The sequence below is a fragment of the Castellaniella sp. genome, assembly GCF_049671645.1.
Lineage (GTDB): Bacteria > Pseudomonadota > Gammaproteobacteria > Burkholderiales > Burkholderiaceae_B > Castellaniella.
Genome location: NZ_JBATVG010000008.1, coordinates 62,847 through 87,182, shown reverse-complemented (window position 1 = coordinate 87,182; position 24,336 = coordinate 62,847). Strand labels below are relative to the sequence as shown.

At 65.8% G+C, this 24,336-nt stretch carries 23 protein-coding genes and 1 pseudogene; 15 read left to right on the top strand and 9 right to left on the bottom strand.

All coding sequences use genetic code 11. The annotated features are described in order from the left end of the window. Positions 1-19 precede the first annotated feature (19 nt). The 6 genes and pseudogenes from WBG56_RS02780 to WBG56_RS02755 all read left to right on the top strand — a co-directional run bounded on the left by WBG56_RS02780 (position 20) and on the right by WBG56_RS02755 (position 5,424). Complete coding sequence (locus WBG56_RS02780; protein WP_424265018.1) at positions 20-1,195, top strand: ABC transporter substrate-binding protein; 1,176 nt, start codon at positions 20-22, stop codon at positions 1,193-1,195. A gap of 107 nt (positions 1,196-1,302) precedes the next feature. Continuing rightward, on the top strand, positions 1,303-2,160 hold the full coding sequence (locus tag WBG56_RS02775; RefSeq protein WP_424265017.1) for a branched-chain amino acid ABC transporter permease: 858 nt from the start codon (positions 1,303-1,305) through the stop codon (positions 2,158-2,160). Positions 2,161-2,226: 66 nt separating this feature from the next. Further along, positions 2,227-3,222 (top strand): branched-chain amino acid ABC transporter permease, encoded by a 996-nt coding sequence (locus WBG56_RS02770; RefSeq protein WP_424265133.1) that lies wholly within the window; start codon positions 2,227-2,229, stop codon positions 3,220-3,222. Next, a complete protein-coding gene (locus WBG56_RS02765) occupies positions 3,219-3,968 on the top strand; it encodes an ABC transporter ATP-binding protein (protein ID WP_424265016.1) in 750 nt (249 codons plus the stop codon). The genes WBG56_RS02770 and WBG56_RS02765 overlap by 4 nt, the downstream gene beginning before the upstream one ends. Then, positions 3,961-4,644 (top strand): annotated as a pseudogene (locus WBG56_RS02760) (ABC transporter ATP-binding protein); the annotation flags it as partial. The gene WBG56_RS02765 and the pseudogene WBG56_RS02760, both read left to right, overlap by 8 nt. Continuing rightward, on the top strand, positions 4,633-5,424 hold the full coding sequence (locus tag WBG56_RS02755; protein ID WP_424265132.1) for a hemerythrin domain-containing protein: 792 nt from the start codon (positions 4,633-4,635) through the stop codon (positions 5,422-5,424). The pseudogene WBG56_RS02760 and the gene WBG56_RS02755, both read left to right, overlap by 12 nt. On the opposite strand, the gene WBG56_RS02750 is transcribed toward WBG56_RS02755, so the two are convergent. Then, positions 5,330-6,232, bottom strand: a complete 903-nt coding sequence (locus WBG56_RS02750; protein ID WP_424265015.1) for a LysR family transcriptional regulator — start codon at positions 6,230-6,232, stop codon at positions 5,330-5,332. The genes WBG56_RS02755 and WBG56_RS02750 overlap by 95 nt on opposite strands. A 152-nt stretch (positions 6,233-6,384) precedes the next feature. Here WBG56_RS02750 and mdlC point away from each other — a divergent pair, with 152 nt between their 5' ends. The 5 genes from mdlC to WBG56_RS02725 all read left to right on the top strand — a co-directional run bounded on the left by mdlC (position 6,385) and on the right by WBG56_RS02725 (position 12,606). Further along, positions 6,385-8,007 (top strand): benzoylformate decarboxylase, encoded by a 1,623-nt coding sequence (gene mdlC / locus WBG56_RS02745; RefSeq protein ID WP_424265014.1) that lies wholly within the window; start codon positions 6,385-6,387, stop codon positions 8,005-8,007. 52 nt (positions 8,008-8,059) lie between these two features. After that, positions 8,060-9,511 carry an aldehyde dehydrogenase gene (locus WBG56_RS02740; RefSeq protein ID WP_424265013.1) on the top strand — a complete coding sequence of 484 codons (1,452 nt, stop codon included), beginning with the start codon at positions 8,060-8,062 and terminating at the stop codon, positions 9,509-9,511. A gap of 91 nt (positions 9,512-9,602) precedes the next feature. After that, positions 9,603-10,166, top strand: coding sequence for a TRAP transporter small permease (locus tag WBG56_RS02735; protein ID WP_424265012.1), 564 nt, complete (start codon positions 9,603-9,605; stop codon positions 10,164-10,166). Next, entirely contained in the window at positions 10,163-11,497 is a 1,335-nt protein-coding gene (locus tag WBG56_RS02730; protein ID WP_424265011.1) for a TRAP transporter large permease, read from the top strand. The genes WBG56_RS02735 and WBG56_RS02730 overlap by 4 nt, the downstream gene beginning before the upstream one ends. A gap of 53 nt (positions 11,498-11,550) precedes the next feature. Further along, a complete protein-coding gene (locus WBG56_RS02725) occupies positions 11,551-12,606 on the top strand; it encodes a TRAP transporter substrate-binding protein (protein ID WP_424265010.1) in 1,056 nt (351 codons plus the stop codon). Between the two features lie 48 nt (positions 12,607-12,654). Here the strand turns inward: WBG56_RS02725 and WBG56_RS02720 are convergent, their stop codons facing one another. Both WBG56_RS02720 and WBG56_RS02715 read right to left on the bottom strand, forming a co-directional pair. Then, positions 12,655-13,869, bottom strand: coding sequence for a benzoate/H(+) symporter BenE family transporter (locus tag WBG56_RS02720; RefSeq protein WP_424265009.1), 1,215 nt, complete (start codon positions 13,867-13,869; stop codon positions 12,655-12,657). Further along, entirely contained in the window at positions 13,866-15,149 is a 1,284-nt protein-coding gene (locus WBG56_RS02715; protein WP_424265008.1) for an EAL and HDOD domain-containing protein, read from the bottom strand. The genes WBG56_RS02720 and WBG56_RS02715 overlap by 4 nt, the downstream gene beginning before the upstream one ends. A gap of 155 nt (positions 15,150-15,304) precedes the next feature. Here WBG56_RS02715 and WBG56_RS02710 point away from each other — a divergent pair, with 155 nt between their 5' ends. Continuing rightward, positions 15,305-16,432, top strand: coding sequence for an aminotransferase class V-fold PLP-dependent enzyme (locus WBG56_RS02710; protein WP_424265007.1), 1,128 nt, complete (start codon positions 15,305-15,307; stop codon positions 16,430-16,432). A 75-nt stretch (positions 16,433-16,507) separates the two neighbouring features. Here WBG56_RS02710 and WBG56_RS02705 read toward each other — a convergent pair whose 3' ends face one another. Together WBG56_RS02705 and WBG56_RS02700 are read right to left on the bottom strand one after the other, a co-directional pair. Next, positions 16,508-17,269: an ABC transporter permease gene (locus tag WBG56_RS02705; protein WP_424265006.1), complete on the bottom strand. Its 762-nt coding sequence runs from the start codon at positions 17,267-17,269 to the stop codon at positions 16,508-16,510. Further along, positions 17,266-18,231 carry an ABC transporter ATP-binding protein gene (locus tag WBG56_RS02700; RefSeq protein ID WP_424265005.1) on the bottom strand — a complete coding sequence of 322 codons (966 nt, stop codon included), beginning with the start codon at positions 18,229-18,231 and terminating at the stop codon, positions 17,266-17,268. The genes WBG56_RS02705 and WBG56_RS02700 overlap by 4 nt, the downstream gene beginning before the upstream one ends. A 55-nt stretch (positions 18,232-18,286) precedes the next feature. Here WBG56_RS02700 and WBG56_RS02695 point away from each other — a divergent pair, with 55 nt between their 5' ends. Next, complete coding sequence (locus WBG56_RS02695) at positions 18,287-19,681, top strand: ATP-binding protein (protein ID WP_424265004.1); 1,395 nt, start codon at positions 18,287-18,289, stop codon at positions 19,679-19,681. Next, a complete protein-coding gene (locus WBG56_RS02690; RefSeq protein WP_424265003.1) occupies positions 19,678-20,361 on the top strand; it encodes a response regulator in 684 nt (227 codons plus the stop codon). Before WBG56_RS02695 ends, WBG56_RS02690 begins: the two co-directional genes overlap by 4 nt. Before the next feature lie 49 nt (positions 20,362-20,410). Here WBG56_RS02690 and WBG56_RS02685 read toward each other — a convergent pair whose 3' ends face one another. Next, positions 20,411-21,343 (bottom strand): c-type cytochrome, encoded by a 933-nt coding sequence (locus tag WBG56_RS02685; RefSeq protein WP_424265002.1) that lies wholly within the window; start codon positions 21,341-21,343, stop codon positions 20,411-20,413. Then, complete coding sequence (locus WBG56_RS02680) at positions 21,340-22,047, bottom strand: c-type cytochrome (RefSeq protein ID WP_424265001.1); 708 nt, start codon at positions 22,045-22,047, stop codon at positions 21,340-21,342. Before WBG56_RS02680 ends, WBG56_RS02685 begins: the two co-directional genes overlap by 4 nt. A gap of 88 nt (positions 22,048-22,135) precedes the next feature. Here WBG56_RS02680 and WBG56_RS02675 point away from each other — a divergent pair, with 88 nt between their 5' ends. Continuing rightward, complete coding sequence (locus tag WBG56_RS02675; protein ID WP_424265000.1) at positions 22,136-22,663, top strand: C40 family peptidase; 528 nt, start codon at positions 22,136-22,138, stop codon at positions 22,661-22,663. Between the two features lie 173 nt (positions 22,664-22,836). Here the strand turns inward: WBG56_RS02675 and WBG56_RS02670 are convergent, their stop codons facing one another. Together WBG56_RS02670 and WBG56_RS02665 are read right to left on the bottom strand one after the other, a co-directional pair. Further along, complete coding sequence (locus WBG56_RS02670) at positions 22,837-23,331, bottom strand: Spy/CpxP family protein refolding chaperone (protein WP_424264999.1); 495 nt, start codon at positions 23,329-23,331, stop codon at positions 22,837-22,839. A 170-nt stretch (positions 23,332-23,501) separates the two neighbouring features. Further along, positions 23,502-24,287: a YggS family pyridoxal phosphate-dependent enzyme gene (locus tag WBG56_RS02665; protein WP_424264998.1), complete on the bottom strand. Its 786-nt coding sequence runs from the start codon at positions 24,285-24,287 to the stop codon at positions 23,502-23,504. Positions 24,288-24,336 lie beyond the last annotated feature (49 nt).

Genomic DNA, 24,336 nt, shown 5'->3' with positions numbered 1-24,336 from the left:
TTTTTCCAGGAGAGAGACCATGAAACTCATCAAGACCCTCGGGGCGATGGCGCTGGCCTTCAGCACGGCCGCTGCGTTCACGCCTGCCCAGGCCAAGGACCTGAAGATCGGCATCGTCATGCCGATGTCGGGGCCGTTTGCCGCTCACGGCAAACAGATCCAGCATGGCGTCGATCTGTACATGGCCCAGCATGGCGACGAAGTGGCCGGCCGCAAGGTCAAGATCATCATCAAGGACGACACCGGCATCTCTCCCGCTGTGGCCAAGCGCCAGGCCCAGGAATTGCTGATCAAGGACAAGGTCGACATTCTGGCGGGCTTCACCCTGACGCCGAACGCCTTTTCCGTCGCGCCGCTGGCCACCGAGGCCAAGGTCCCGATGGTCGTGCTGAACGCCGCAACCTCGTCGATCACCGAAAAGTCCCCCAACATCGTCCGGGTGTCCATGACCTTGCCGCAGGACACGGCTCCGATGGCGCAGTGGGCGTACGCCAACGGCATCCGTTCGGTCTATACCCTGGTCGCCGATTACGGCCCCGGGCATGACGCCGAAAAGCAGTTCCAGAAGACCTTCACCGAACTGGGCGGCAAGATCATCGGCGAAGTCCGCACGCCGGTCGCCACGCCCGACTACGCGCCGTATCTGCAGCGCATCAAGGACGCCAAGCCCGATGCGGTGTTCCTGTTCGTGCCCAACGGCGAACAAGGCGTGGCCCTGGCCAAAGGCTTCAAGGAACGCGGCCTGGACCAGGCTGGCATCAAGGAGCTGGCCACGGGTGACGTGACCGACGAGGACGTGCTGAACGCCATGGGCGACGCCGCCATCGGCATGATCACGTCCTTCCACTACTCCGCAGTCCACGATTCGCCGGAAAACAAGGCCTACGTGGCGGCCTACCACAAGGCCTACCCCAACGATCGCCCGAACTTCGTGTCGGTGGCCGGCTATGACGGCATGCATTTGATCTATGCCGCCCTGGAAAAGACCAAGGGCGACGCCAGCGCGGCGGCCTTCATGGATGCCGTCAAGGGCATGAAATGGGAAAGCCCGCGCGGCCCGGTGGAAATCGATCCGCAAACGCGCGACATCATCCAGAACGTCTACATCCGCAAGGTTGAAAAGGTCGACGGCGTGTTGCAGAACGTGGAATTCGACACCATCAAGGCCGTGAAGGACCCCGGTAAACAGGGCTGATCCGTGCGGGCGGCGGTGGTCATCATCCGATGCCCCGCCGCCGTCCGGATTCCTGTGGAGGCGGCGCCCCGATGGGGCACCGCCTGTCTTACCCTCCAGGATGAATCATGACTATATTATTCGATGGCGTTGCCTACGGCATGCTGTTGTTCCTGATCAGCGTCGGGTTGTCCGTGACCCTGGGCCTGATGAATTTCGTCAATCTGGCCCATGGCGCTTTTGCCATGCTGGGCGGCTACGCCTGTGTGATTCTGCTCAACAATTACGGGGTGCCGTTCCTGGCGACCCTGCCGGTGGCCGCCATCGTGCCGGCCATCGTCGGCGTCATTCTGGAGCGTCTGCTGTATCGGCGCCTGTATGCCGCCTCCGATCTGGATCAGGTGCTGTTTTCCATCGGTCTGGTGTTCATGGCGGTCGCGGCGGCGCACTATTTCTTCGGCGCCCAGCAGCAGCCCCTGCACCTGCCTGAATTCCTGTCCGGGCAGCTCCATGTCATGCCCGGGCTGGACGTGGGCGTCTATCGCCTGTTTCTGGTCATCGCCGGACTGCTGGTGGCGGTGTTGCTGCAGTGGTCCGTGATCCGCACCTCTTTCGGCGCCCGCTTGCGCGCGGCCGTCGACAACCAACGCGTGGCGCGCGGCCTGGGTGTGGACGTCAACCGAGTCTTCAGCCTGACCTTCGCGCTGGGCTCGGCCCTGGCGGGCCTGGGCGGCGCCCTGGGGGTGGAAATGCTAGGTCTGGACCCGGAATTCCCGGTCAAGTATCTGGTGTATTTCCTGATCGTGGTGTCGGTGGGCGGCAGCGGCAATATTCTCGGGTCCCTGTACGCCGCGATCCTGCTGGGGGTGGCCGACGTGGCCGGAAAATACTATATCCCCCAGATAGGCGCCTTCATCATCTACGCCGTCATGGTGGTGACGCTGATCTACCGTCCGCATGGCCTGTTTGGCCGCTCTCACAAATAGGATGCCGAGATGACGACTTCTTTCCTATCCGGGGCGGCCGCCGACCGGGGGGCGCAGCGGGCAGAAATGCTGTCCGCCTACCGCCGCACGGCGCGCTGGAAACCCCTGGAATACCTGTTCTGGTGCCTGCCGGTCCTGGCGTACTTCGCCTTCCCGGGCAATTATCTGCTGCTCAGCCAGATTGCCATCACGGGCCTGTTCGCGCTGTCGCTGGACCTGATCTTCGGCTATGCCGGGGTGATTTCCCTGGGCCATGCCGCCTTTTTCGGCGTTGGCGCCTATACCGTGGGGCTGCTGGGATCCCACGGTCTCGGAGATCCCTTGCTGGGGCTGGTGCTGGCGGCGTTCTTCGCCGGCGTGGTGGGCTTCCTCAGCAGCTTTCTGTTGCTGCGCGGCAGCGATCTGTCGCGCTTGATGGTTACGCTGGGTGTGGCGCTGATGCTCTATGAACTGGCCAATAAATTCACCAGCATCACGGGCGGCGTCGACGGCATGCCGGGCGTCGAGATCAAGCCCATCCTGGGGGTGTTCGATTTCGATATGTTCGGCCGGGTGGGCTTCATCTATTCGGTGATCGTGCTGTTCGTCCTGTTCTGGCTGGCGCGCCGCCTGGTGTATTCGCCCTTTGGGCAAAGCCTGCGCGGCATCCACATGAACGTGCTGCGCATGCCTGCGCTGGGCGTGCCGGTCAATAGCCGCCTGGTGAAGATCTACACCATCGGCGCGGCTTATGCCGGCGTGGCGGGCGCCTTGCTGGCCCAGACCAACCAGTTCGTGTCCCTGGACGTGCTCAGCTTCCAGCGCTCTGCCGACCTGCTGCTGATCCTGATCCTGGGCGGCGCCGGGCACCTGTATGGCGGCCTGATCGGGGCCGTGGTCTTCGTCATGATCAATTATTTCCTGTCCGACATGAACCCGCAGTACTGGCAGTTCTGGCTGGGCCTGATCCTGGTGCTGGTCGTGCTGTTCGCGCGCGGCGGCATCCTGGGCACGGCGCAGCAATGGATACGATCCGCCCGCCACAGGGCCCAGGCCACTGCCCGCACGGAGTCCTCTTCATGAACGCGGTTCTGCAAACCCACGACCTGGTCCGACGCTTTGGCGGCTTCGTCGCGACCGACCAGGTGAATCTGGCGATCCCCGCGGGGGCTCGCCATGCCCTGATCGGCCCCAACGGGGCGGGCAAGACCACTCTGATCAATCTGCTGACCGGCTACCTGGAGCCCACCTCCGGGCAGGTCAGCCTGATGGGACGGGACGTCACCCGCATGGCGCAGCACGAGCGCTGCCGCCAGGGGCTGGTGCGCACGTTCCAGATCAATCAGCTCTTCATGGGCATGACGGTGCTGGAATCCGTGGCGCTGGCCGTCAGCGAACGCCAGGGCCTGGGCACCCGGTGGTGGAAGCCTCTGGCGGCCCATCCCGAGGTGCTCGACGAGGCGGCCGAGATCCTGGATCAGCTCAAGCTGCTGCCCGACGCGTACGAAATCACGCGCGACCTGGCCTATGGCCGTCAGCGACTGATCGAGATCGCCCTGGCGCTGGCGCTGCGCCCCAAGGTCCTGCTGCTGGACGAGCCGGCCGCAGGCGTTCCCACAGGCGAATCCCGCGAGTTGTTCGATACCATCGCGCAACTGCCGCGCGACGTCACGATCCTGCTGATTGAACACGACATGAATCTGGTCTTCCGCTTCGCCGAGCGGATTTCGGTGCTGGTGTCCGGGGCGCTGCTGCTGGAAGACACCCCCGATGTCATCGCCCACCATCCCAAGGTCAAGGAAGTCTATCTCGGAGAGTCCCATGGCTGAACTTCTACGCATGGAAAACATCTGGGCCGGGTATGGCGACGCCATCATTCTGGAGGACTTGTCCTTTTCCCTGGCGGCGGGCGACAGCCTGGCCTTGCTGGGACGCAACGGCATGGGCAAGACCACGCTGCTGGCCACCCTGATGGGCGTGACCCGCCTGCGCAAGGGCCGGATCTTCTTCGAGGACCGCGACATCGCCCGGGTGCCCAGTCATCTGCGAGCGCGGGCGGGCCTGGGCTGGGTGCCTCAGGAACGCGACATCTTCAAGTCGCTGACGGTCGAAGAGAACCTCACCGTCGTCGCCCGGCCGGGGGAGTGGACGCTGGATCGCGTCTACGACCTGTTTCCGCGCCTGCGCGAGCGCCGCGCCAATCTGGGCAACCAGCTCTCGGGGGGGGAACAGCAGATGCTGGCCATGGGCCGGGCGCTGATGCTCAATCCCAAAGTACTGTTGCTGGACGAACCCCTGGAAGGCCTGGCGCCTTTGATTGCGCAGGAATTGCTGCACATCATCGACCGCATGGTCACGGAAGGGCGCATGGCCGTCATCCTGGTCGAACAGCATGCGCGGCAGATCCTGCCGATCACGCGCCAGGCCCTCATCCTGGAGCGCGGCAAGGTCGTGTACGCCGGCGACAGCGGCACGCTGCTGCGGGATGGCGCCATGCTGGACCGCTGGCTGGGGGCGGGTTCGACCGAACAGGAATCGGCGCTGTCCGACGCCGGGGCGGCGTCTCCGGAGTCGGCATCGATCCCGGCCATCGAGGCGATTCGCGAGGAGCATCGGGCCATCGCTGCGATCCTGAACGCCTTGTCGCATATTCTGGCGGGCATCGAGTCGGGCCATCTGCAGCCCGATTTCAAACTGCTCGCCAGCCTGGTCGAATATATCGTGGAGATGCCCGACAAGCTGCATCACCCCAAGGAAGACCGGATTTTCGCCCTGTTGCGCGCCAAGACGCACGAACTCGATGCGCAACTGGATCAGCTGGAGGCCGAGCACCGCGACAGCATCCCGGCCACCAGCCGTCTGGACCGGGCCCTGGTGGCCTACCTCCAGGGGGGCGCCGATGCGTTCCAGGGGTTCCGGGATGCGGCGCGCACCTACATCGCCCATGAATGGGTCCACTTGAACACCGAGGAATCCCACATCCTGCCGGCGGCCCGACGCCTGTTCAGCGCCGAGGAATGGCGGGACATCAATGCGGATTTCGCACGCAACGGCGATCCCTGGTCCGGCCAGGGAAATCGCTATGCCGAACTGTTCAAGCGCATCGCCAACCTGGCTCCGGCCCCGATCGGCGTCGGCGGGCCGGCCTCGGGCGGGGATCGAGCCCGGCCCATTCCTGGCCGTCGCAGTCTCAGGCCTCCTGGTAGAGCTCCAGGACCAGGCTGCGCAGCCAGCGGTGGGCGGGGTCGCCATCCTGCCGGCGGCTCCAATGGAGGCCGACGTTGAAGTCGCGCAGCGGGAAGTCCGCCTCGACCATCGCGTAGCGTTTGGCCGGGGCGAATGAGCGGGCGATGTTGAGCGGGATGATCACGGCCAGGTCGCTGCTGTCGATGACGGTGGGCAGGGCCATGAAATGTTCCGTCGTCAGACGGATGCGGTCCTGCATGTGCAGGGCTTCCAGCGCGGTATGGGTATAGGCATGGGTGCGCACGGCGATGAATTCCAGCGCCCGGATGTCGTCCAGAGGAATCGGCGCGGGGCGGCGCGCCAGGGTGAAGGGGTGATGCTGGCGCATCAGGATGATATAGCGGTCCTGGAACATCACCGCCGATTGCATGCCCTGCAGCCCCGGCAGGAAGCCGAAGGCCAGGTCGATGCGGCCCTGGTCCAGGGCGGGCGCCAGTTCCGGCATGGTCAGGCGCATGGTTTCGATGCGGGTGTGCGGGGCTCTCAGGCGCATCGCCTGCGCCAGGCGGGGCAGGAACTGCCCCTCTCCGATGTCGGTCATGTGCAGGCGAAAGCGCCGGTCGGACAGCAGGGGAGCGAAGGGCGCCGAGTCCAGCGCGGCGCTTTCCAGCGCCTGCAGGGCGTCGTGGATGGGCTGCGCCATGCGTTGCGCCCTGGGCGTCGGCGCCACCCCGCCGGCCGCGCGGACGAACAGGGGGTCCCCGAGCAGGTTGCGCAGGCGCGTCAGCCCCTGGCTGACGGCGGGCTGCGTCAGGTCCAGCAGAGCGGCCGCCTGGCTGACGCTGCCGACGCTGTACACCGCGTCGAACAGGCGCAGCAGATTCAGGTCCAGGTTTTTAATATTCATGAATCTAATAACCGATATCTAAGTTATTTTATTGATTTATATCATGGCGGCTTTCATCATGCTTTCAATGCTTTGACCGCCGCTCGCGCGGGCAGGCTTCACATGGCGGTGGCGCAGAGCCACCCGGATGGTTGAAAGACCCGGAGGACGACATGCAAGCAGATGCGCTCATCGAACGCGTATCCAGGATTCGGCAGAACACCGCGCTGGTGCCGGTGCGCCAGGCGGTCACCGACCTGTTGCGGCAGTTCGGCATGACGACGCTCTTCGGCAATCCGGGCTCCACCGAGCTGGGGCTGTTCCTCGACTTCCCCGAAGACTTCCGCTACGTGCTGGGCCTGCAGGAATCCGTCGTTGTCGGCATGGCCGATGGCTATGCCCAGGCCACGCGCAACGCGGCCTTCATCAATCTGCATTCCGCCGTCGGGGTGGGGCATGCCATGGGGGCCATTTTCACGGCCTACAGGAATCGCACGCCGCTGGTGATCACGGCCGGCCAGCAGTCGCGGGCCATCCTGCCCTACGATCCCTTTCTGTTTTCCAGCCAGGCCACCGAGCTGCCCAAGCCCTACGTGAAATGGAGCGTCGAGCCTGCCCGCGCCGAAGATGTGCCGCAGGCCATAGCGCGCGCCTATTACATGGCCATGCAGCCGCCGTGCGGCCCGGTGCTGGTGTCGGTGCCGGCCGACGATTGGGGGCGCCTGTGCGAGCCTGTGCGCGCCCGCCGGGTGAGCCGCTCGGTGCGCCCGGATCCGCTGCTGCTGGATCAGATCGGCCGTCAACTGGATGCCGCGCAGCGCCCCGCCTTCGTGCTGGGGGCCGCGGTCGACCGGGATGGCGCCTGGGCCGACGTCGTGGAGCTGGCCGAGCGCCACCGCGCCGCCGTCTGGACGGCGCCCATGTCGGGGCGCAACGGTTTTCCGGAAGACCACCGCCTGTTCGCCGGTTTCCTGCCGGCCGCCCGCGAACGCATCGTCGATCTGCTGGGCGGACATGATTTCATCCTGGCCCTGGGGGCGGCGGCCTTTACTTACCACATTGAAGGCGAGGGACCTCACATTCCGGCAGGCAGCGCCCTGGCGCAGATTGTCGACGATCCCAACACGCTGGCCTGGGCGCCGGTCGGCACCGCCGTCCAGGGCAGCGTGCGCCAAAGCGTGCGCGATCTGCTGGCGCGTGCGCAGCCGGTTGCGCGGCAGGATCCGCCCGCGAGGCCGCCCGCGCCGCATGCCGAGCCCACGCCCCTGATGTCGGTGGCTTATGCGCTGCAGACCCTGGCCGCTATCCGTTCGCCGGATTCCATCATTGTCGAGGAGGCGCCCAGTGCGCGTCCGGTCCTGCAGCGCCATCTGCCGATCCTGCAGCCCGAAACTTTCTACACGATGTGCAGCGGCGGTTTGGGATTCGGCCTGCCCGCCGCTGTCGGAGTGGCTTTGGCCAAGCCGGACCGCAAGGTCATCGGCGTGTTGGGGGATGGTTCCAGCATGTATTCGATCCAGGGTCTCTGGAGCGCCGCGCAGCTGGGCCTGCCCATCACCTTCCTGATCCTCAAGAACCGCAGCTATGCCGCCCTGCGGGAGTTCGCTCCCGTCTATGGATTCACCGAGCGGGATACGTTGCATGGCGTCGATCTGCCGGACATCGATTTTGCGGCGCTGGCCCGGGGCTTGGGTTGCGAGGCGGTGCGCGTCTCGGATCCGGAGGTCTTGCCGGCCGCGTTGCGCAAGTCCCTGGGCATGAAGCGGCCGGTTCTGGTCGAAATCGAAGTGGCCTGATGGCAGGATGAGATCCGGACACCCCGTTGTTTGCTATCCACAGGAGAACACCATGAGCACCATTTCTCTATTGATCGGGGGCCGGCATCAGTCGGCCGGCCTGGGCGGAACGTTCGAGCGCCGCAATCCCCTGGATGGCCAGGTGGCCACGGTGGCGCCAGCCGCCGGCCCCGAGGATGCCCGGGCAGCCGTGCAGGCGGCCGCCGATGCGTTTGCCGCCTGGTCGCAGACGGGACCCAGCCAGCGCCGCGCCCTGCTCAGCCGCGCGGCCGATGCGCTGGAAGCGCGTCAGGCGGATTTCGTCGCCGCCATGGCGGCCGAGACCGGCGCTTCGGCCCTGTGGGCGGAATTCAACGTGCATCTGGCGGCCGGCATGCTGCGCGAGGCCGCCGCGCTGACTTCGCAGATTGGCGGGGAAGTCATTCCTTCGGACGTGCCGGGCAATCTGGCCATGGGCCAGCGGGTGCCGGCCGGCGTGGTCGTCGGCATGGCGCCCTGGAACGCGCCGGTCATCCTGGGGGTGCGGGCCGTGGCCGCGCCTTTGGCCTGCGGCAATACCGTGGTGCTCAAGGGGTCGGAGATGTGCCCGGCCACGCATGGCCTGATCATCGAATCCCTGCAGGAGGGCGGTCTGCCGGACGGCGTGGTGAATTTCATCACCAATGCGCCGCAGGATGCGCCCGCCGTGGTGGAAGCCCTGGTGTCGCACCCGGCGACCCGGCGCGTGAATTTCACCGGATCGACCAAAGTCGGCCGCATCATCGCGGGCCTGTGCGCCCAGCATCTGAAGCCCGCCGTGCTGGAACTCGGCGGCAAGGCTCCCCTGATCGTGCTCGATGATGCGGATCTGGACTGCGCCGTCGGCGCCGCCGCCTTTGGCGCTTTCGCCAATTCGGGACAGATCTGCATGTCCACCGAGCGCATCATCGTCGATGAGCGGATCGCGGACGCCTTCGTCGAGCGGCTGACCGCCAAGGTCCGGGGCCTGCCGGTGGGCGACCCGCGCCAGGGGCCGGTGGTGCTCGGGTCCGTCGTGGACATGTCCACGGTGCAGCGCTGCAACGCCATGATCGACGATGCCCTGAGCAAGGGCGCCCGGCTGCTGTGCGGCGGCAAGGCCGACAATACCCTGATGCCGGCCACCCTGCTGGATCACGTCACGCCGGCCATGCGCATCTATGCCGAGGAAACCTTCGGGCCGGTCAAGGCCATCGTGCGCGTCCAGGGAGAAGAGGCCGCCGTGGCCTGCGCCAATGACAGCGCCTATGGGCTGTCCGCCGCCGTGATCGGCGCGGACGTGGCCCGGGCCATGCGGGTGGCGGGTCAGGTGCAATCGGGCATCTGCCACGTCAACGGCCCCACCGTCCACGACGAGCCGCAGATGCCGTTCGGCGGCGTCAAGGACAGCGGCTACGGGCGCTTCGGCGGCAAGGCGGGAATCGAGGCTTTCACCGAGCTGCGCTGGATTACCGTCCAGACGACGCCGCGCGTTTATCCCTTCTGAAGCCCCGGTGCTGCGCGGGCGCCGATCGGGCGCCTGCGAGACACCGGGCGTCAGAGCCATTCGCATGCACAAGAATTCCACAGGAGACATCATGCACACACCCCCGGTCGACGATGCCGCCGCTCCGGCGACGCTGCACCCGGACCAGTTCGGGCCTTGGGGCCGCGCCTTGCTGATCGCGTCCAAGGGCTGGGCGGCCCTGGGCGGCCTGGCCTTCGTGGCTCTGGTCGTCATGTCGTTGATTTCCATTGTCGGGCGCAAGCTGTTCGCCATGCCGGTGCCGGGCGATATGGAAATCCTGATGATGGTGGCCGCGACCGCTTCAGCGACCTTTTTCGCCTATTGCCACCTGGAAGGCGGTGACGTCAAGGTCGATTTCTTCACGGCGCGGGCCCTGCCGCAGACCATTCACAGGCTTGACGCGCTGGGTTCCCTGCTGGTGGGGCTGTTCGGCGCCCTGATCGCCTGGCGCAGCGGGGTGGGGGCCCTGTCCCTGCGCGAAGCCGGGGAAACGTCCGCGATTCTGGGGTGGCCGGTGTGGCTGGCCCAGGCCGGCATGGTGCCGGGTTTTGCGCTGCTCACCCTGGCGGGTCTGTACATGTGCGTCCAGCACGTGCAGGCCGGTCGCGCACGAGCATCGGAGGTCCGGTCATGAGCGGCATCGGCATAGGTTTCATCATGTTCGCCGTTCTGCTGACCTTGATGGTCATCAGGATTCCGATCGGCATTTCGATGTTCGTCGCGGGGGCCGGCGGCTATGTGTACCTGACCGGCGGCAGCTGGGTGCCGCTGATGGCGTCGCTGAAGAATCTGGCGTATGCCCGGCTGTCCAACTACGACCTGGTGGTGATTCCGCTTTTTCTGCTGATGGGGCAGTTCGCCACGCACGGCGGCCTGAGCCGCAGCCTGTTTCGTTTCGTCAGCGCCTTCATCGGCCATCGGCGCGGCGGAGTCGCCATGGCGGCGGTGGGCGCTTGCGCGGGATTCGGCGCCATTTGCGGTTCGTCGTTGGCGACGGCGGCGACCATGGGGCAGGTGGTGCTGCCGGAACTGCGCCGCTATGGGTACGCGGGCAGCCTGGCTACCGGCACCCTGGCGGCAGGCGGTACGCTGGGCATCATGATTCCGCCCTCCGTGCCGCTGATCATCTACGCCATCCTGACCCAGGAGTCCATCGGCAAGCTCTTCATGGCGGCTGTCATTCCGGGGCTGTTGGCCATGATCGGCTACATGATCGTCATTCAGCTCATCGTGCGCTGGAAGCCGGAAATGGGGCCTGCGGGCGCCCGGGCCCCCTGGCCGGAACGCATCAAGGCCCTGATCCAGGTCGGGCCGGTGCTGGCGGTGTTCTTCATCGTCATCGTGGGGATCTATGCCGGCTGGGCCACCCCGACCGAAGCCGCCGCCATCGGCGCGGCAGCCTGCGGAATCATTGCCGTGGTGTCGGGCGGCCTGCGTTGGAAAGGGCTGCTGGAAAGCGCCCTGGGCACGGCTCAGGCCACGGCCATGATCTATCTGGTGCTGCTGGGCGCCGACATGCTGAACGTGTCCCTGGCCCTGTCGCAGATGCCGGCGGAGCTGGCGTCCTGGGTGCAGCACAGCGGCCTGTCGCCTTTCCTGGTGATCGTCTCGATTCTGCTGGTCTATATCTTCCTGGGCTGCGTCATGGATTCGCTGGCCATGATCCTGCTGACGATTCCGATCTTCTATCCGGTGGTGATGGGGCTGGATTTCTATGGCATGAGCCACGACGACAAGTCGATCTGGTTCGGCATCCTTGCCCTGATGGTCGTGGAAATCGGCCTGGTCCATCCCCCGGTGGGCATGAACGTCTACATCATCAATCGCATGGCCAAGGATGTTCCGTTGACGGACACCTTCAAAGGGGTCGTGCCTTTCCTGGCCTCGGATTTCATCCGCATTGCCGCTCTGGTGCTGTTCCCGAGCATCGCCCTGGTGCTGGTCCGGATGTTCGGAGCGCTCTGACGGTCAACCATTCATACAAGGGAAACCCTTCCCATCCATCAAGGAGACACACCATGAAAATCCATTGCCGGGCATTGCCCCTGCGCCTATTGAGCGGCGCGGCCGCCGGCCTGCTGTTGGCCACGGCGGCCCAAGGAGCGCAGGTCGTTCTCAAGGTTCATCACTTTCTGCCGGCCACCTCCAATGCCCAGGTCAACATGATCCAGCCCTGGTGCGACAAGATCGCCCGGGAATCCCAGGATCGCATGGTCTGCCAGATCTATCCGGCCATGCAGTTGGGCGGTACGCCGGCGCAGCTGTTCGACCAGGCCCGCGATGGCGTGGCGGATATCGTCTGGACCCTGCCGACTTACTCGGCGGGCCGCTTCACCAAGAGCGCCGTCTACGAATTGCCCTGGCTGGTGCCCAATGCCGAGGCCGGCAGCCGGGCCTTGTGGGAATTCACCCAAAAATACGCCCGGGACGAGTACAAGGGCGTGCACCCGATCTTCATGCACACGCATGGCGGCACGCTGATGCATTTCGTCGACAAGCAGCCCAGGACGCTGGCCGACATGAAAGGCCTGAAAATCCGTTCGGCCAATCGGGTCAATTCGCAGATGCTGGATGCCATCGGCGCCGTGCCGGTGCAGATGCCGCTGCCGGCGGTGCCCGACTCCCTGGCTAAGGGGGTGGTGGATGGCGCCGCCGTGCCCTGGGAAGGCGTCCCCGCGATCAAGCTGGATGAAATCTCCCGTTATCACCTGGACGTGCCCCAGGGCAGGCCGCGCATGGGGAATTCGATCTTTCTGTTCGGCATGAATCAGGCGCGTTACGACAGCTTGCCCGCCGACTTGAAGAAGGTCATCGACGACAATAGCGGCGCCGATGTGTCGGCCTGGGCCGGGCGCACCGTGTTCGATGAACGCGAGGCCGAGTTCATGAAGACGTCAAAAGAAAATGGCAGCGTCTTCTACTACATGGATGACGCCGAATACCAGAATTGGATCAAGGCCACCCAGGGGGTGCGGGATCTCTGGATCCAGGCCGTGGACAAGAAGGGCGGCCAGGGCGCGGACCTGTATGCCGCTGCGCGCAATCTGATCAAGCAGTACGCAACGCAGCATTGAGGAATCGGGCGGCGGCGGGCAGGGGGCCGGCGTGCCTGCCTGCCCGTTTCAGGCGCGCCGCTGCTGGATGGCGTGGCAGATGACCCCCAGCACCAGCCCCCAGAAGGCGCTGCCGATGCCCAGCAGGCTCATGCCCGACGCCGTGGCCAGGAATGTCACCAGGGCGGATTCTCGGTATTCGGGGGTCTGCAGCGAATCATGGATGCTGTTGCCCAGGGTGCCCAGCAGGGCCAGGCCGGCGATGGCGGCCACAAGTTCGTGCGGAAAAGCGGCGAACAGGGCGACGACGGTGGCCCCGAAAATGCCGGTCAGCAGATAGAACACGCCGGCCCATACGGATGCCTTGTAGCGTTCCCGGGTATCCGGGTCGGCGTCGGGGCTCATGCAGATGGCGGCGGTGATGGCGGCCAGGTTGTAGGCGAAGCCGCCGAACGGCGCCAGGACGATGCCGGTCAGGCCGGTCCAGGAAATCAGCGGCGAGGCCGGCACCCTGGCGTAGCCATTGGCGCGCAGCACCGCCAGGCCCGGCACGTTCTGTGAAGTCATCGTCACGATGAACAGCGGGATCGCTACGCCGATCAGGGCGGATGCGGAAAAAGCCGGGGCCATCCAGACCGGGTGGGCCGGAGTCCAATCCAGCCCGCCCAGGGACAGATTGCCTTGCAGGAGCGCGCAGACGACCCCCGCCAGCAGCGCCAGAGGCACGCTGTAGCGCGGCAGCAGGCGCCGCGCGGCGATGAAGGCCGCGAACATCGCGATGACCAGCGCCGGCTGCCCCTGCATCGAGGAGAACAGGTCCATGCCGAAGCGCAGCAGGATGCCGGCCAGCATCGCCGATGCCAGGTGGCGCGGCACCCAGTCCATGATCTTCTGGAACCCGCCGGTCAGGCCGCACAGTGTGATCAGCAGGGAGCTGGCGATGAACACCCCGATGGATTGGGCCAGGCCGATGTCGCCCAGGCTGGTGGCCAGCAAAGCCGCGCCCGGGGTGGACCAGGCGGTGAGCACGGGCGCCCGCCAGGCCAGCGACAGGCCGATGCAGGTGATGCCCATGCCGATGCCCAATGCCCACATCCATGACGCCAGTTGCGCGTCCTGCGCCCCGGCGGCGCTGGCTGCCTGGAAGACGATGGCCACCGAACTGGTATAGCCCACCAGCACGGCGATGAAGCCTGATGAAACGTGGGAAATCCGCAGCCACCCGCCCAGTCCGCGCGCTGCGGTCGGGGCGGGCGGGGGGGCCGGATCCGAGGCGTGGGTCATGGGGCCGCGCGGGTGATGCCGTGCGCCCAGGTGAAGGCCTGCTGGATCAAAGGGTTGATCTGCTCGGCCCGCACTTCCAGTGTCTTCAGCAGCGGCGCCGGGTCTTCGGTCATGTCGCGGTCCGAGGGGAAGATCAGGGTGGCCAGGCGCAGATCGGCGCCCAGGGCGCCCTCGTGGCGCAACAGGGCGTCGCGGATGGGCACGTCGACGCTGACCTGGGCCAGCAGATCCTTCATGGTGCCGTTGAACAACTGGTCCATGATGGACAGGATGCCGGTGGTGAAGGCCGATTCCGCCCGGACGGGCTGGTCGGGGTAGCGCAGCGTGGACAGGGACTCCATCAGGTGGGCCCGGGCGCTGGCCTGGATCAGGATGGGGGACAGGTAGCCGGCTGGCCGCCCGGCCTCTGTGTACATCAGGACCTGAATCCAGCGTTGCAGTTGCCGGCGGCCCAGCAGCATGATGGCCTGGCTCAGGGATTCGACTTCCTGGCTGAGTCCATAGGCCGGGGTGTTGACCATGTCCAGCAAGGTCTTGACCAGTTCGGCGTCCTGCTTCAGGCAGGCCTCGATTTCGGGCGCTTCGCCTTCGCCCATGATCAGGGTGATCAGGCGCAGCAGGGTTTTCTGGCGCGGCGTCAGCGAGGCTGCGGCGACCAGATCCATGGGCCAGTGACCCTGGAATGCCGTGAAGCCCAGCAGCAGGAAATTATCCAGGGCGGCCTTGTCGGGGGTGTTGACGGCCATCAGCAGCCGGCCCGCCTGTTTGTGCTGGAAGCTCTGGCGGAAGATCTCGGCCTTGGTGCTGAGGGCGGGGTCGAAGCCCACGGCCTTGACGAAGGGCAGCAGGGCCTCGCGCTCGGGCTGCGCCGCCAGGTCGCCACGCAGGGAGAATTTCAGGCCGGAGTGCGCCAGACTCTGCAAGGACGCGATCAGTTCCGGCGTGATGTCCAGGGATTCGGGGAATTCCAGGTAACAGCGATTGCGCGGCAAGGTTGCGGTAAAGGCGTTTTTCAGCAGCGCGGGCGTTCCGTCGATCCAGTGCGGCGCATAGGCCAGGAAGCTGCTGGCGCCGTGTTCCCGGGCGGTCTGTATCAAGGCGGACCCCGGGTCCGCATCCGCTGAGTCGGCGTCCGCCCACAGGATGCGCAGCCGGTAGCCGCTGAGCCCCCGGTTCTGGTCCAGGATGGGCTCCCGGCGGATCAGATGGGGGGGGACGACGGCTTCGGCCTCGTCCTGCGCTGCAGTGCTCTCTGGCTCGGCCATCAGAGTGGTCTCCATGGTTGCTCCTCCTTTTTAGGCGGGTCAGGCTTCAGGTGGCTGCCCGGCTTCGTGTCCTGGGTTATTGTGCTTGTGGCGCATGGCTTGTTGCGGCCCATGGCGCATGACATTATAGGGAAGTCTACAATCGAACAGTTCTTTAACTGGAGAAACCCATGCCAGGATTGCTACCCCGGGTTGACCCCGACGGTCTGTTGGAATATTCCGTGGTCTACACCGACCGCGCCTTGAATCACATGTCCCAGTCGTTCCAGGGGGTCATGCGTGATATTTCGCGCACCCTGAAAACCGTGTATGGCGCTCATTCCGCCATCGTGATCCCCGGTAGCGGTACGTTCGGCATGGAAGCCGTGGCCCGTCAGTTCGGCACCGGCAAACGCTGCCTGGTGATCCGCAATGGCTGGTTCAGCTATCGCTGGACGCAGATCTTCGAAGCCGGCGATATTCCGTCCGAATCGCGCGTGCTCAAGGCCCGTCCGGTCGAATCCGGCGCGCAGGCGCATTTCGCGCCGCCGCCGGTCGACGAGGTCATCGCGGCCGTCCGCGAATTCAAGCCCGATGTCGTCTTTGCCGCTCATGTGGAAACGGCGTCCGGCATCATGCTGCCCGATGACTACATTCGCCGGGTGGCCGATGCCGTGCATGCCGAAGGCGGCCTGTTCGTGCTGGACTGCATCGCCTCGGGCACGATCTGGGTCGATATGCGCGACGTGCATGTGGACGTGCTGATTTCGGCCCCGCAAAAAGGCTGGACCTCGTCGGCCTGCTGCGGCCTGGTCATGCTGGGCGAGACCGCCCGGCAGCGCATCGAATCCACGCAGAGCACCAGTTTCGCCTGCGATCTGCGCAAGTGGCTGGGCATCATGGAGGCCTACGAAAAAGGGGGGCACGCCTATTACACGACGCTGCCCACGGATTCCCTGACCGTGCTGCGCGACGTCATGGCGGAAACCGGTTCCTACGGCTACGACAAGGTCAAGGCCGAACAGCAGCAGTTGGGCGATGCGGTGCGGGCCTTGCTGCGCGAGCGCGGCTTCAAAAGCGTCGCCGCGCCGGGTTTCGAAGCCCCGGGCGTAGTGGTCAGCTACACCACCGACGATGGCATCCAGTCCACGCGCAAATTCGCCGAGGCCGGCCTGCAGGCGGCCGCCGGCGTGCCCCTGGCCTGCGACGAACCGGCGGATTTCAAGACCTTCCGCATCGGTCTGTTCGGCCTGGACAAGCTGCACAATGTCGAGCGCACGGTCGGCACCCTGGCGCAGGCGCTGGACCGGATGCAATAAGCCCGCCCCTGTCCTGCCTCGGCCGGTCTTCCGGCCGGGCGGCACGCCGGTCTCGCGATCCGCGGGCCGGGCGGTTCAGGGCCGCAGCCGGTAGCCGGTGCGAAAGATCCAGGCGACGATGGCCAGGCAGGCTGCCAGGAACAACGACGTCATCCCCAGGCTCAGCCAGATATTGACGTCGGCCAGGCCGAAAAAACTCCAGCGAAAGCCGCTGACCAGGTACACCACCGGGTTCAGCAGCGTGACCTGCTGCCAAAAGGGAGGCAGCATGTCGATGGAGTAGAAACTGCCGCCCAGGAAGGTCAGGGGCGTGACGATCAGCAGCGGCACGAATTGCAGTTTTTCAAAATTGTCGGCCCAGATGCCGATGATGAACCCCAGCAGGCTGAACGTGAATGCCGTCAGCACCATGAAGGCCAGCATCGCCAGGGGATGGTCGATGCGCAGCGGCACGAACAGCGTGGCTGTCGCCAGGATGATGACCCCCAGAATGATGGATTTCGTGGCGGCCGCCCCGACGTAGCCCAGCAGGATGTCCAGATACGACATGGGGGCGGACAGGATCTCGTAGATGGTCCCGGTGAACTTCGGAAAATAGATGCCGAAGGCCGCATTCGAGATGCTGTGGGTCAGCAGTGACAGCATGATGAGCCCGGGCACGATGAAGGCCCCGTAGCTGACGTCGCCCACCTGCTGGATGCGCGATCCGATGGCCGTGCCGAACACTACGAAATACAGAGAGGTCGAGATCACCGGCGCGATGATGCTTTGCATCAGGGTGCGTCCGGTGCGGGCCATCTCGAAACGATAGATGGCATAGATGGCAGGCCAGTTCATGCCGGTCCTCCGATGAGATCGACGAAAATGTCTTCCAGGGATCGCTGTTCGGTGTCGAGATCGGCCAGCAGCAGCCCCTCGGCCTGCAGCGCCGCCATCAGGGCGGGAACGTCCGCGCCCGCCTGCGGCGATTCATAGCGGTAGTGCAGCGCCCGCCCGCCCTCGGCCAGGTCCAGGGGCCAGGATCTCAGGCTGTCCGGAATGCGGGACAGGGGGGTTTGCAGGTGCAGCGTCAGGCCTTTCTGGCCCAGTTGGCGCATCAGGCTGGATTTCTGCTCGACCAGTAGCAACTGGCCCTGGTTGATGATGCCGACCCGGTCGGCCATTTCCTCGGCTTCCTCGATGTAGTGGGTCGTCAGGATGATCGTGACCCCCGTTGCGCGCAGGGAACGCACCATGTTCCACATGTCCTTGCGCAGGGCCACGTCCACCCCCGCCGTCGGTTCGTCCAGGAACAGGATGGCGGGCTCGTGCGACAAAGCCTTGGCGATCATCACGCGCCGCTTCATGCCGCCGGACAGGGCCATCAGCTTGCTGTCGCGTTTTTCCCAGAGCGACAGGGATCGCAGGATGCGCTCCAGGCCGGCGGGATCGGGGGCCTTGCCGAACAAGCCGCGCGTGAAGCGGATGGTGTCCCAGACGGTCTCGAAGGCGTCCGTCGTCAATTCCTGCGGCACCAGTCCGATGGCGGAGCGGGCGGCCCGATAGTCGCGTACGATATCGTGGCCGGCAACCTGAACCGTGCCTGTGCTGGGATTGACCAGGCCGCAGACGATGCTGATCAGCGTGGTCTTGCCCGCGCCGTTGGGCCCCAGCAGGGCGAAGATCTCGCCGGCCCGGATGTCCAGGTCGATGTGTTTCAGGGCTTGATGCCCCGAGGCATAGGTCTTGCTCAGATTCCGGATGGCGATGACCGGGTTGGCCGGGGCGGTGGTCGCAGGTGGGGCTGAAGTCTCTGGCATGATGCGAAGGAATGTCGAAAACTCCCTAGCGTAACCCGGATGAGCGGAGAAATCAGTGCGATCCAGTATCACCTTCAAGTTGTTTCTGGCGATTCTGGCAAGCTGCATCGTCGTGGCGCTGGCCATGGGCGTTGCGGTGCGGGTCAGTTTTGACAGCGGCTTCGACGATTATGTCCAGGAACGCGAACACCAGCGCCTGGACGCGCTGGCCCAGTTGCTGGCGACGGATTATGCGGAATCGGGCAGTTGGGAGTTTCTGGCGGACCGCCATGGCCGCTGGTGGCGCAGCCTCAGGCTGTCGCGACGCGACCTGCCCGAGGATCGCGGCCACGGCGAGCCTCCGCTTCGGGTGACGCTGGTGGACGGCCAGGGCGACTGGCTGGCGGGGCCCCGGGTGCCGGCCGATGCCGGCGCGCGCGGCCTGCGCCGTGTCCCGATCGTGGCTCAGGGGCGGACCGTGGGGTGGCTGTTGACGCCGCCGTTCATGCCCCGCGTGGTCAACGACGACATCGATCAGCAGTTCCAGGCCAGGCAATTGCGGGCGACCTGGGTGATCGTCGGCCTGTCCGTGCTGCTGGCGGCCCTGGTCAGCCTGCTGCTGGCCAGGATTCTGCTGGTGCCGGTGCGGCGCCTGGCCCAGGCCACCCACCGGCTGGCCGGCGGCGATTATCGGACGCGCGTGCGGGTAGGGGCGCTCGACGAACTGGGCCGCCTGGCCCGGGATTTCAACCGGCTGGCCCATAGCCTGGAGCGCCATGAGCAATGGCGACGTGAATTGATGGCCGACGTTTCGCACGAATTGCGCACGCCGCTGTCGGTGTTGCGCGGCGAGATCGAAGCGCTTCAGGACGGCCTCAGGCCCCTGGATCAGGCGGCGCTGTCTTCGTTGGCGCATGAAGTCGGCCAGCTCAGCGAACTGATCAACGATTTGTATGAATTATCGCTGGCCGATGCCGGAGCCCTGACGTACCACATGGAAATCGTCGATCTGGGGGCGGTGGTGTCGCAGGCCGTGGATGCCGTGAGGGATCGTTTCGATCGCCACGGCCTGGCGCTGGACGTGCAGGTGGCCCCGGGGCTGCGCCTGCGGGGCGATGTCCGGCGCCTGTCGCAGCTGGTGGGCAATCTGCTGGAAAACAGTTTGCGCTATACCGACCGTCCCGGCCGGGTGCGGGTGCGGGCGGGTCGTCAGGAGGGGGACCTGTTGTTGGAGGTCGCCGATACGGCCCCCGGGGTCGCCGCCGAGCATCTGCCCAGGCTGTTTGAACGCCTCTACCGGGCCGAGGCTTCGCGCAGCCGCCAGCATGGCGGCGCAGGCCTGGGGCTGGCGATCTGCCGGCATATCGTGCAAGCGCACGATGGGCGGATCAGCGCGTCGGCGTCCGATCTGGGCGGCCTGGCCATCCGGATCCACTGGCCGGCCAATGACATGACCGAGGAAACCGCATGAATATTCTTGTCGTCGAAGATGAGCCCAAACTGGCTGAAGTCCTGCGCGCGTATCTGGAGGCGGCCGGCTATGCCGTCCGCTGGGTGGACAACGGTTTGCAGGTCATGGATGCGGTGATGGAATGGGCGCCCGATCTGGTATTGCTGGATCTGATGCTGCCCGGACGCGACGGCCTGGACGTCTGCCGGGACATTCGCGCCAAGACCCGCATTCCGGTGATCATGGTGACGGCTCGCACCGAGGAAATCGACCGCCTGCTGGGCCTGGAACTGGGCGCCGACGACTACATCTGCAAGCCCTACAGCCCCCGCGAGGTCGTGGCCCGGGTGCGGGCCGTGCTGCGGCGGTTCGATGCGCCGCCTGCGGCGCAGACGCAGACGTCCGGCCTGGTGGTCCAGGTCGATGCCTGGCAGGCGCGCCTGGATGGCGTGGCCCTGGACCTGACGCCGGTCGAATTCCGCCTGTTGGCCTTGTTGGCCAGCCAGCCGGGGCGGATCTTCACCCGCGACCAGGTGCTGGACGGCTTGTACGATGATCATCGGGTCGTCACCGACCGCACTGTGGACAGCCATGTGAAGAACTTGCGCCGCAAGCTGGCCGATGTGCGGCCCGATGATGACCTGATCCGGTCCGTGTACGGCGTCGGCTACCGGCTGGATCTGCCTGTCGACGCCCCATGACGCGCCACAGCCCCCGGAGATCGGGTCGGGGGCCGGGCCGGGCGCGTGATTACATGGCTTTGGCGCCGTGTCCCGTCAGGCGGCCGCCGGCCGCAGTGGATTGCGCCCCCAGCACTGTGCCGTTCACCTTCTGGCCGTACAGGTCGTTCTTGCCGCCGTGGTGATCCTTGATCGTGGCCTGCAGGTCGCCCTTGTAGCGCGGGTCCTGGGGGCGTTCGTGGGCGTTCATGAAATACGCCACGTCCCAGGCCTGCTGCTCGCTGAGACTGCCGCCTTGGCTGAGCGGCATGTTGGCGTGGATGAAGGCGGCCGCCGTGCTGATGGAATGCATGCCGGCGCCCCAGTTGAAGGAATCATCCCCCCACAGGGCGGGGAAGACCATGCGGCCGGTGACATCGTGCTGGCCCTGGCCTTGCGCGCCATGGCACAGGGCGCACTGTTGTTCAAAGACTTTCTGGCCGCGCACATAGTCCGCCGGCTGGGCCGGATCGGCCAGCGCCGGGAAGCCTTGTCCGGCCAGCTTGACTCCGGTAGGGGCGCCCTGGGCCATCCAGTACATATAGCTTTCCAGATCGACGATGGCGTCGCCGTCCGCAGGCGGCATCTTGCCGTTCATGCTGAATTGGAAACAGCCTTGCAGGCGTTCGGCCAGCGTATTGACGTGACCGTTTTTCGAGCGGTATGCGGGGTACAGCACATAGGCGGCCCACAGGGGGGAGGCGCCCGCCTGGCGGCCCGCGTCCATGTGGCAGCTGGAGCAGTTCAGAGAATTGCCGACATAGTCCGCGGCGAATTTCCCGGTGTGCAGGAAGATGTCCTGGCCGCGCCGCACGGCGTCGCCGAAAGGTCCATCGGGAATCGTATCGGCGGGCGGCGGTGTGAATTGCGGCGCGGGGGCGGCCGCATGGACGGGCTGGAGGGCCAGGAGGGCGAGGCCGGCCAGAACGCTTGCGGCCCGCAGGCAAAGAGGCGTCGGTTTCATGGTTGGGCTCCGGTGGCGGCGGCCTGGGGAAGACCGGCGAAATAGGTGGCGACGGCATCGATCTGCGCGTCATCCAGCCGTTTGGCGATGTCGCCCATCAGTTCGCCTGGCCCGTTGGGGCGCTGCCCCTGGCGCCAGAGCTTGAATTGCTCGACGATATAGGTCTTGCTCAGGCCCGCGATGGCTGGAAAGTGTTCGCCCACGCCCACGCCGCCCGCGGCGTGGCATTGGGTACAGGCGGGCACTTGCCTGGACCAGTCGCCGCGATTGGCCAGCCAGGCGCCGGCATCTTTGGCATCGGGGTAGGTCTGGGCCAGCGCGGATAGCTTGACCGGGTCCCAGGGGCGGGGCAGAGACACGACATAGGCCGTCACGGCCTGTCGCTGCTGGGCCGAGAGCGCCGAGGCAATCGGCTTCATGATGGCGTTTTGCCGGCCGCCATCGGCCAGTGACTGCAGTTGCTCCTGCAGGTAGGCGGCGCTCTGGCCCGCCAGGTAGGGGAAATTGGCGGCTGTGGAGCCTTCGCCCTGCGCGCCGTGACAGGCCAGGCAGGCCGGGACGCCTTCGATGCCCTGGGTATAGATCTGTTTGCCCTGGTCCAGCAGCGCGTCGGCCTGGGCAGTGGACAAGGCGGATAAAGTCAGGCAACCTGCCAAGAGGGACTTCCATCCCAGGGCTGGCCTGGGTCCGTGGCGTGTATTCATGCTGCTTCCTCGGTGTTGTATGGGGTGTCCGATATGTCTCCACATTATAAGCATGGACATTTTTGTTATTAAGCAGCGTCTGATCGGGATGTCGCGTCCATTGCGACAGGCCGTGGCGCGGCTGCCAGCCGCATCGCGCCTGTGGCTGGTGATGGGGCTGACAGCCATCCTGGCGGCCTGCGCCGGGCCTGCCGGACCAGGGCGCACCGCCCGGACGCTGGCGCCCATCGATCCGGCTCAACGCACCGAAGTCGTGATGACGGCGCTCAGCTTGCTGGATACCCAATATCGCTACGGCAGCGCCCGTCCTGCTCGGGGCTTCGATTGCAGCGGCCTGGTCAAATACGTGTTCGCCACGGCGACGCATACGGCGCTGCCGCACAATACCGACCAGATCGCGCAGCTGAGCCGGCCGGTTTCCCACAGCAGGCTGCAGCCGGGCGATCTGGTGTTCTTCGATACGCTGGGTCAGCCCAATTCCCACATGGGCATCTACCTGGGCGATGGACGGTTCATCAATGCCCCTTCGTCGGGGGGGCAGGTACGCATCGACTCCCTGGATAGTCCCTATTACCGCAAGCATTTCCAGTCGGTGGGGACTTTGTTCAGCGGATGAGGCCGGGCACCTGGCAGTCCACCGCGGACTGCCAGGTGCCTGACGAATCCTAGCCGTTTGCAAGCGGCGAGGTGGACAAGCCAAGGCGGTCCGCAGTGTTCGCCCTGGTGCTTGCAACCGCACGAAAAAGGCCCCCGGAGGGGCCTTCGCAGTGCAAAACGGCGCGCGGACGATCAGGATTTCGTCGTTTTGGCTTCGCCCTTGTCCTTGCGCTGATGGCGTTCCGCCAGTTTCTGCCGCTGTTCCGGCGTCAACACGGCGCGGATCTGCGCCATGGACTGCGCCCTCAGCAGGGCCAGTTGGCCTTGGGCCTGGCCCAAGGCGTCGGCGGCCTGCTTGGCCTTGGCGGCGTCGAAGGAATCGGCGCGGCCCACATCGCGCAGCGTGCCGGCGGCCGCCTTCAGGACCTTTTTCTGGTCATAGACGGCCTGTTCCTGGTCGTGGCGGATCTTGAAGATCTGGTCCTGCTGGTCCTGGCTGAGGTCCAGGCCGCGCAGCCAGCGGTCGCCGTGGCGCCCGCGCATCTGGTGGTCTTGGTGGCCGGCCCATTGGTGGGCGCGCATGCCTTCGGGTTGCGGGCCGGGGGCCGCGCTGGCGGCCAGCGGCGCGGCGATGATGGCGGCCGCCAGAGCCAGGGCGGAAAGAGAGCGGGGAGCGTGGATCGTCATAGTCGGTGTCCTTCTGATGAGCCGGACCGAAGTGGTGCGGCGATGGGTACAGATTACGGACGGACTGCGGCGCAACCGTGGACGAAATGTGAAAAAAGTATGAATCCTCCCGGAGCCCTGGGGCCGAGGCGAAGCCCGGCGCGGCGCGGATCAGCCGGCCGCGCGGCCGCTCATTTCGCCTGGGCGCCTTCGGGCCAATAGTAGCTGTCGGGCAGCGCCCGGGAGCCGAAGATCGCCTGGCCCACGCGCACGGTGGTGGCGCCTTCCTCGATGGCCCATTCGAAGTCCCCCGACATGCCCATCGACAGTTCGGCGAAGGCGTCGCCCTGGGGCGCGTCCTGGCGCAGCCGGTCGCGCAGATCACGCAACAGCACGAAGCAGGGGCGCACGTGGTTCTCGTCGGAGGAGAACAGCGCCAGCGTCATCAGACCGCGCACCCGCAGGCTGCCGTAGGCGGGCAGGGCGCGGGCGAAATCCAGCACCTGATCGGGGGGCAGGCCGAATTTGCTGTCCTCGTCCGACGTGTTCACCTGCACGAAGACGTCCAGGCTGCGGCCCTCTTCCTGCAGCTTGCGGTCCAGGGCCTCGGCGACGCGCAGATTGTCCAGGGCCTGGAATTCCTGCGCGAACCGGGCCACGAATTTGGCCTTGTTGGTCTGCAGGTGGCCGATGACGGCCCAATGCAGGTCCGTCAGGTCGTTCATGGTTTCCCATTTGCCGTAGGCTTCCTGCACCTTGTTTTCGCCCAGCAGCCGGCAGCCGGCCGCATAGGCCATGCGGATGCGGGATTCGTCCACGGTTTTGCTGACTGGCAGCAGCCGCACGTCGGCGGCGTCGCGGCCGGCGCGGGCGCAGGCTGCAGCGATCCTGTGCCGGATGTCGGCCAGGTTGGCCTGGATTTCCGCTTGGGAGGATGCCGTCTGGTAAGCCGGACGGATCGGGGGAACTGCGCTCATGGACAGCCTCGGGGCGTACGATACGAAACCTGTCAAGGATACCCGCAAT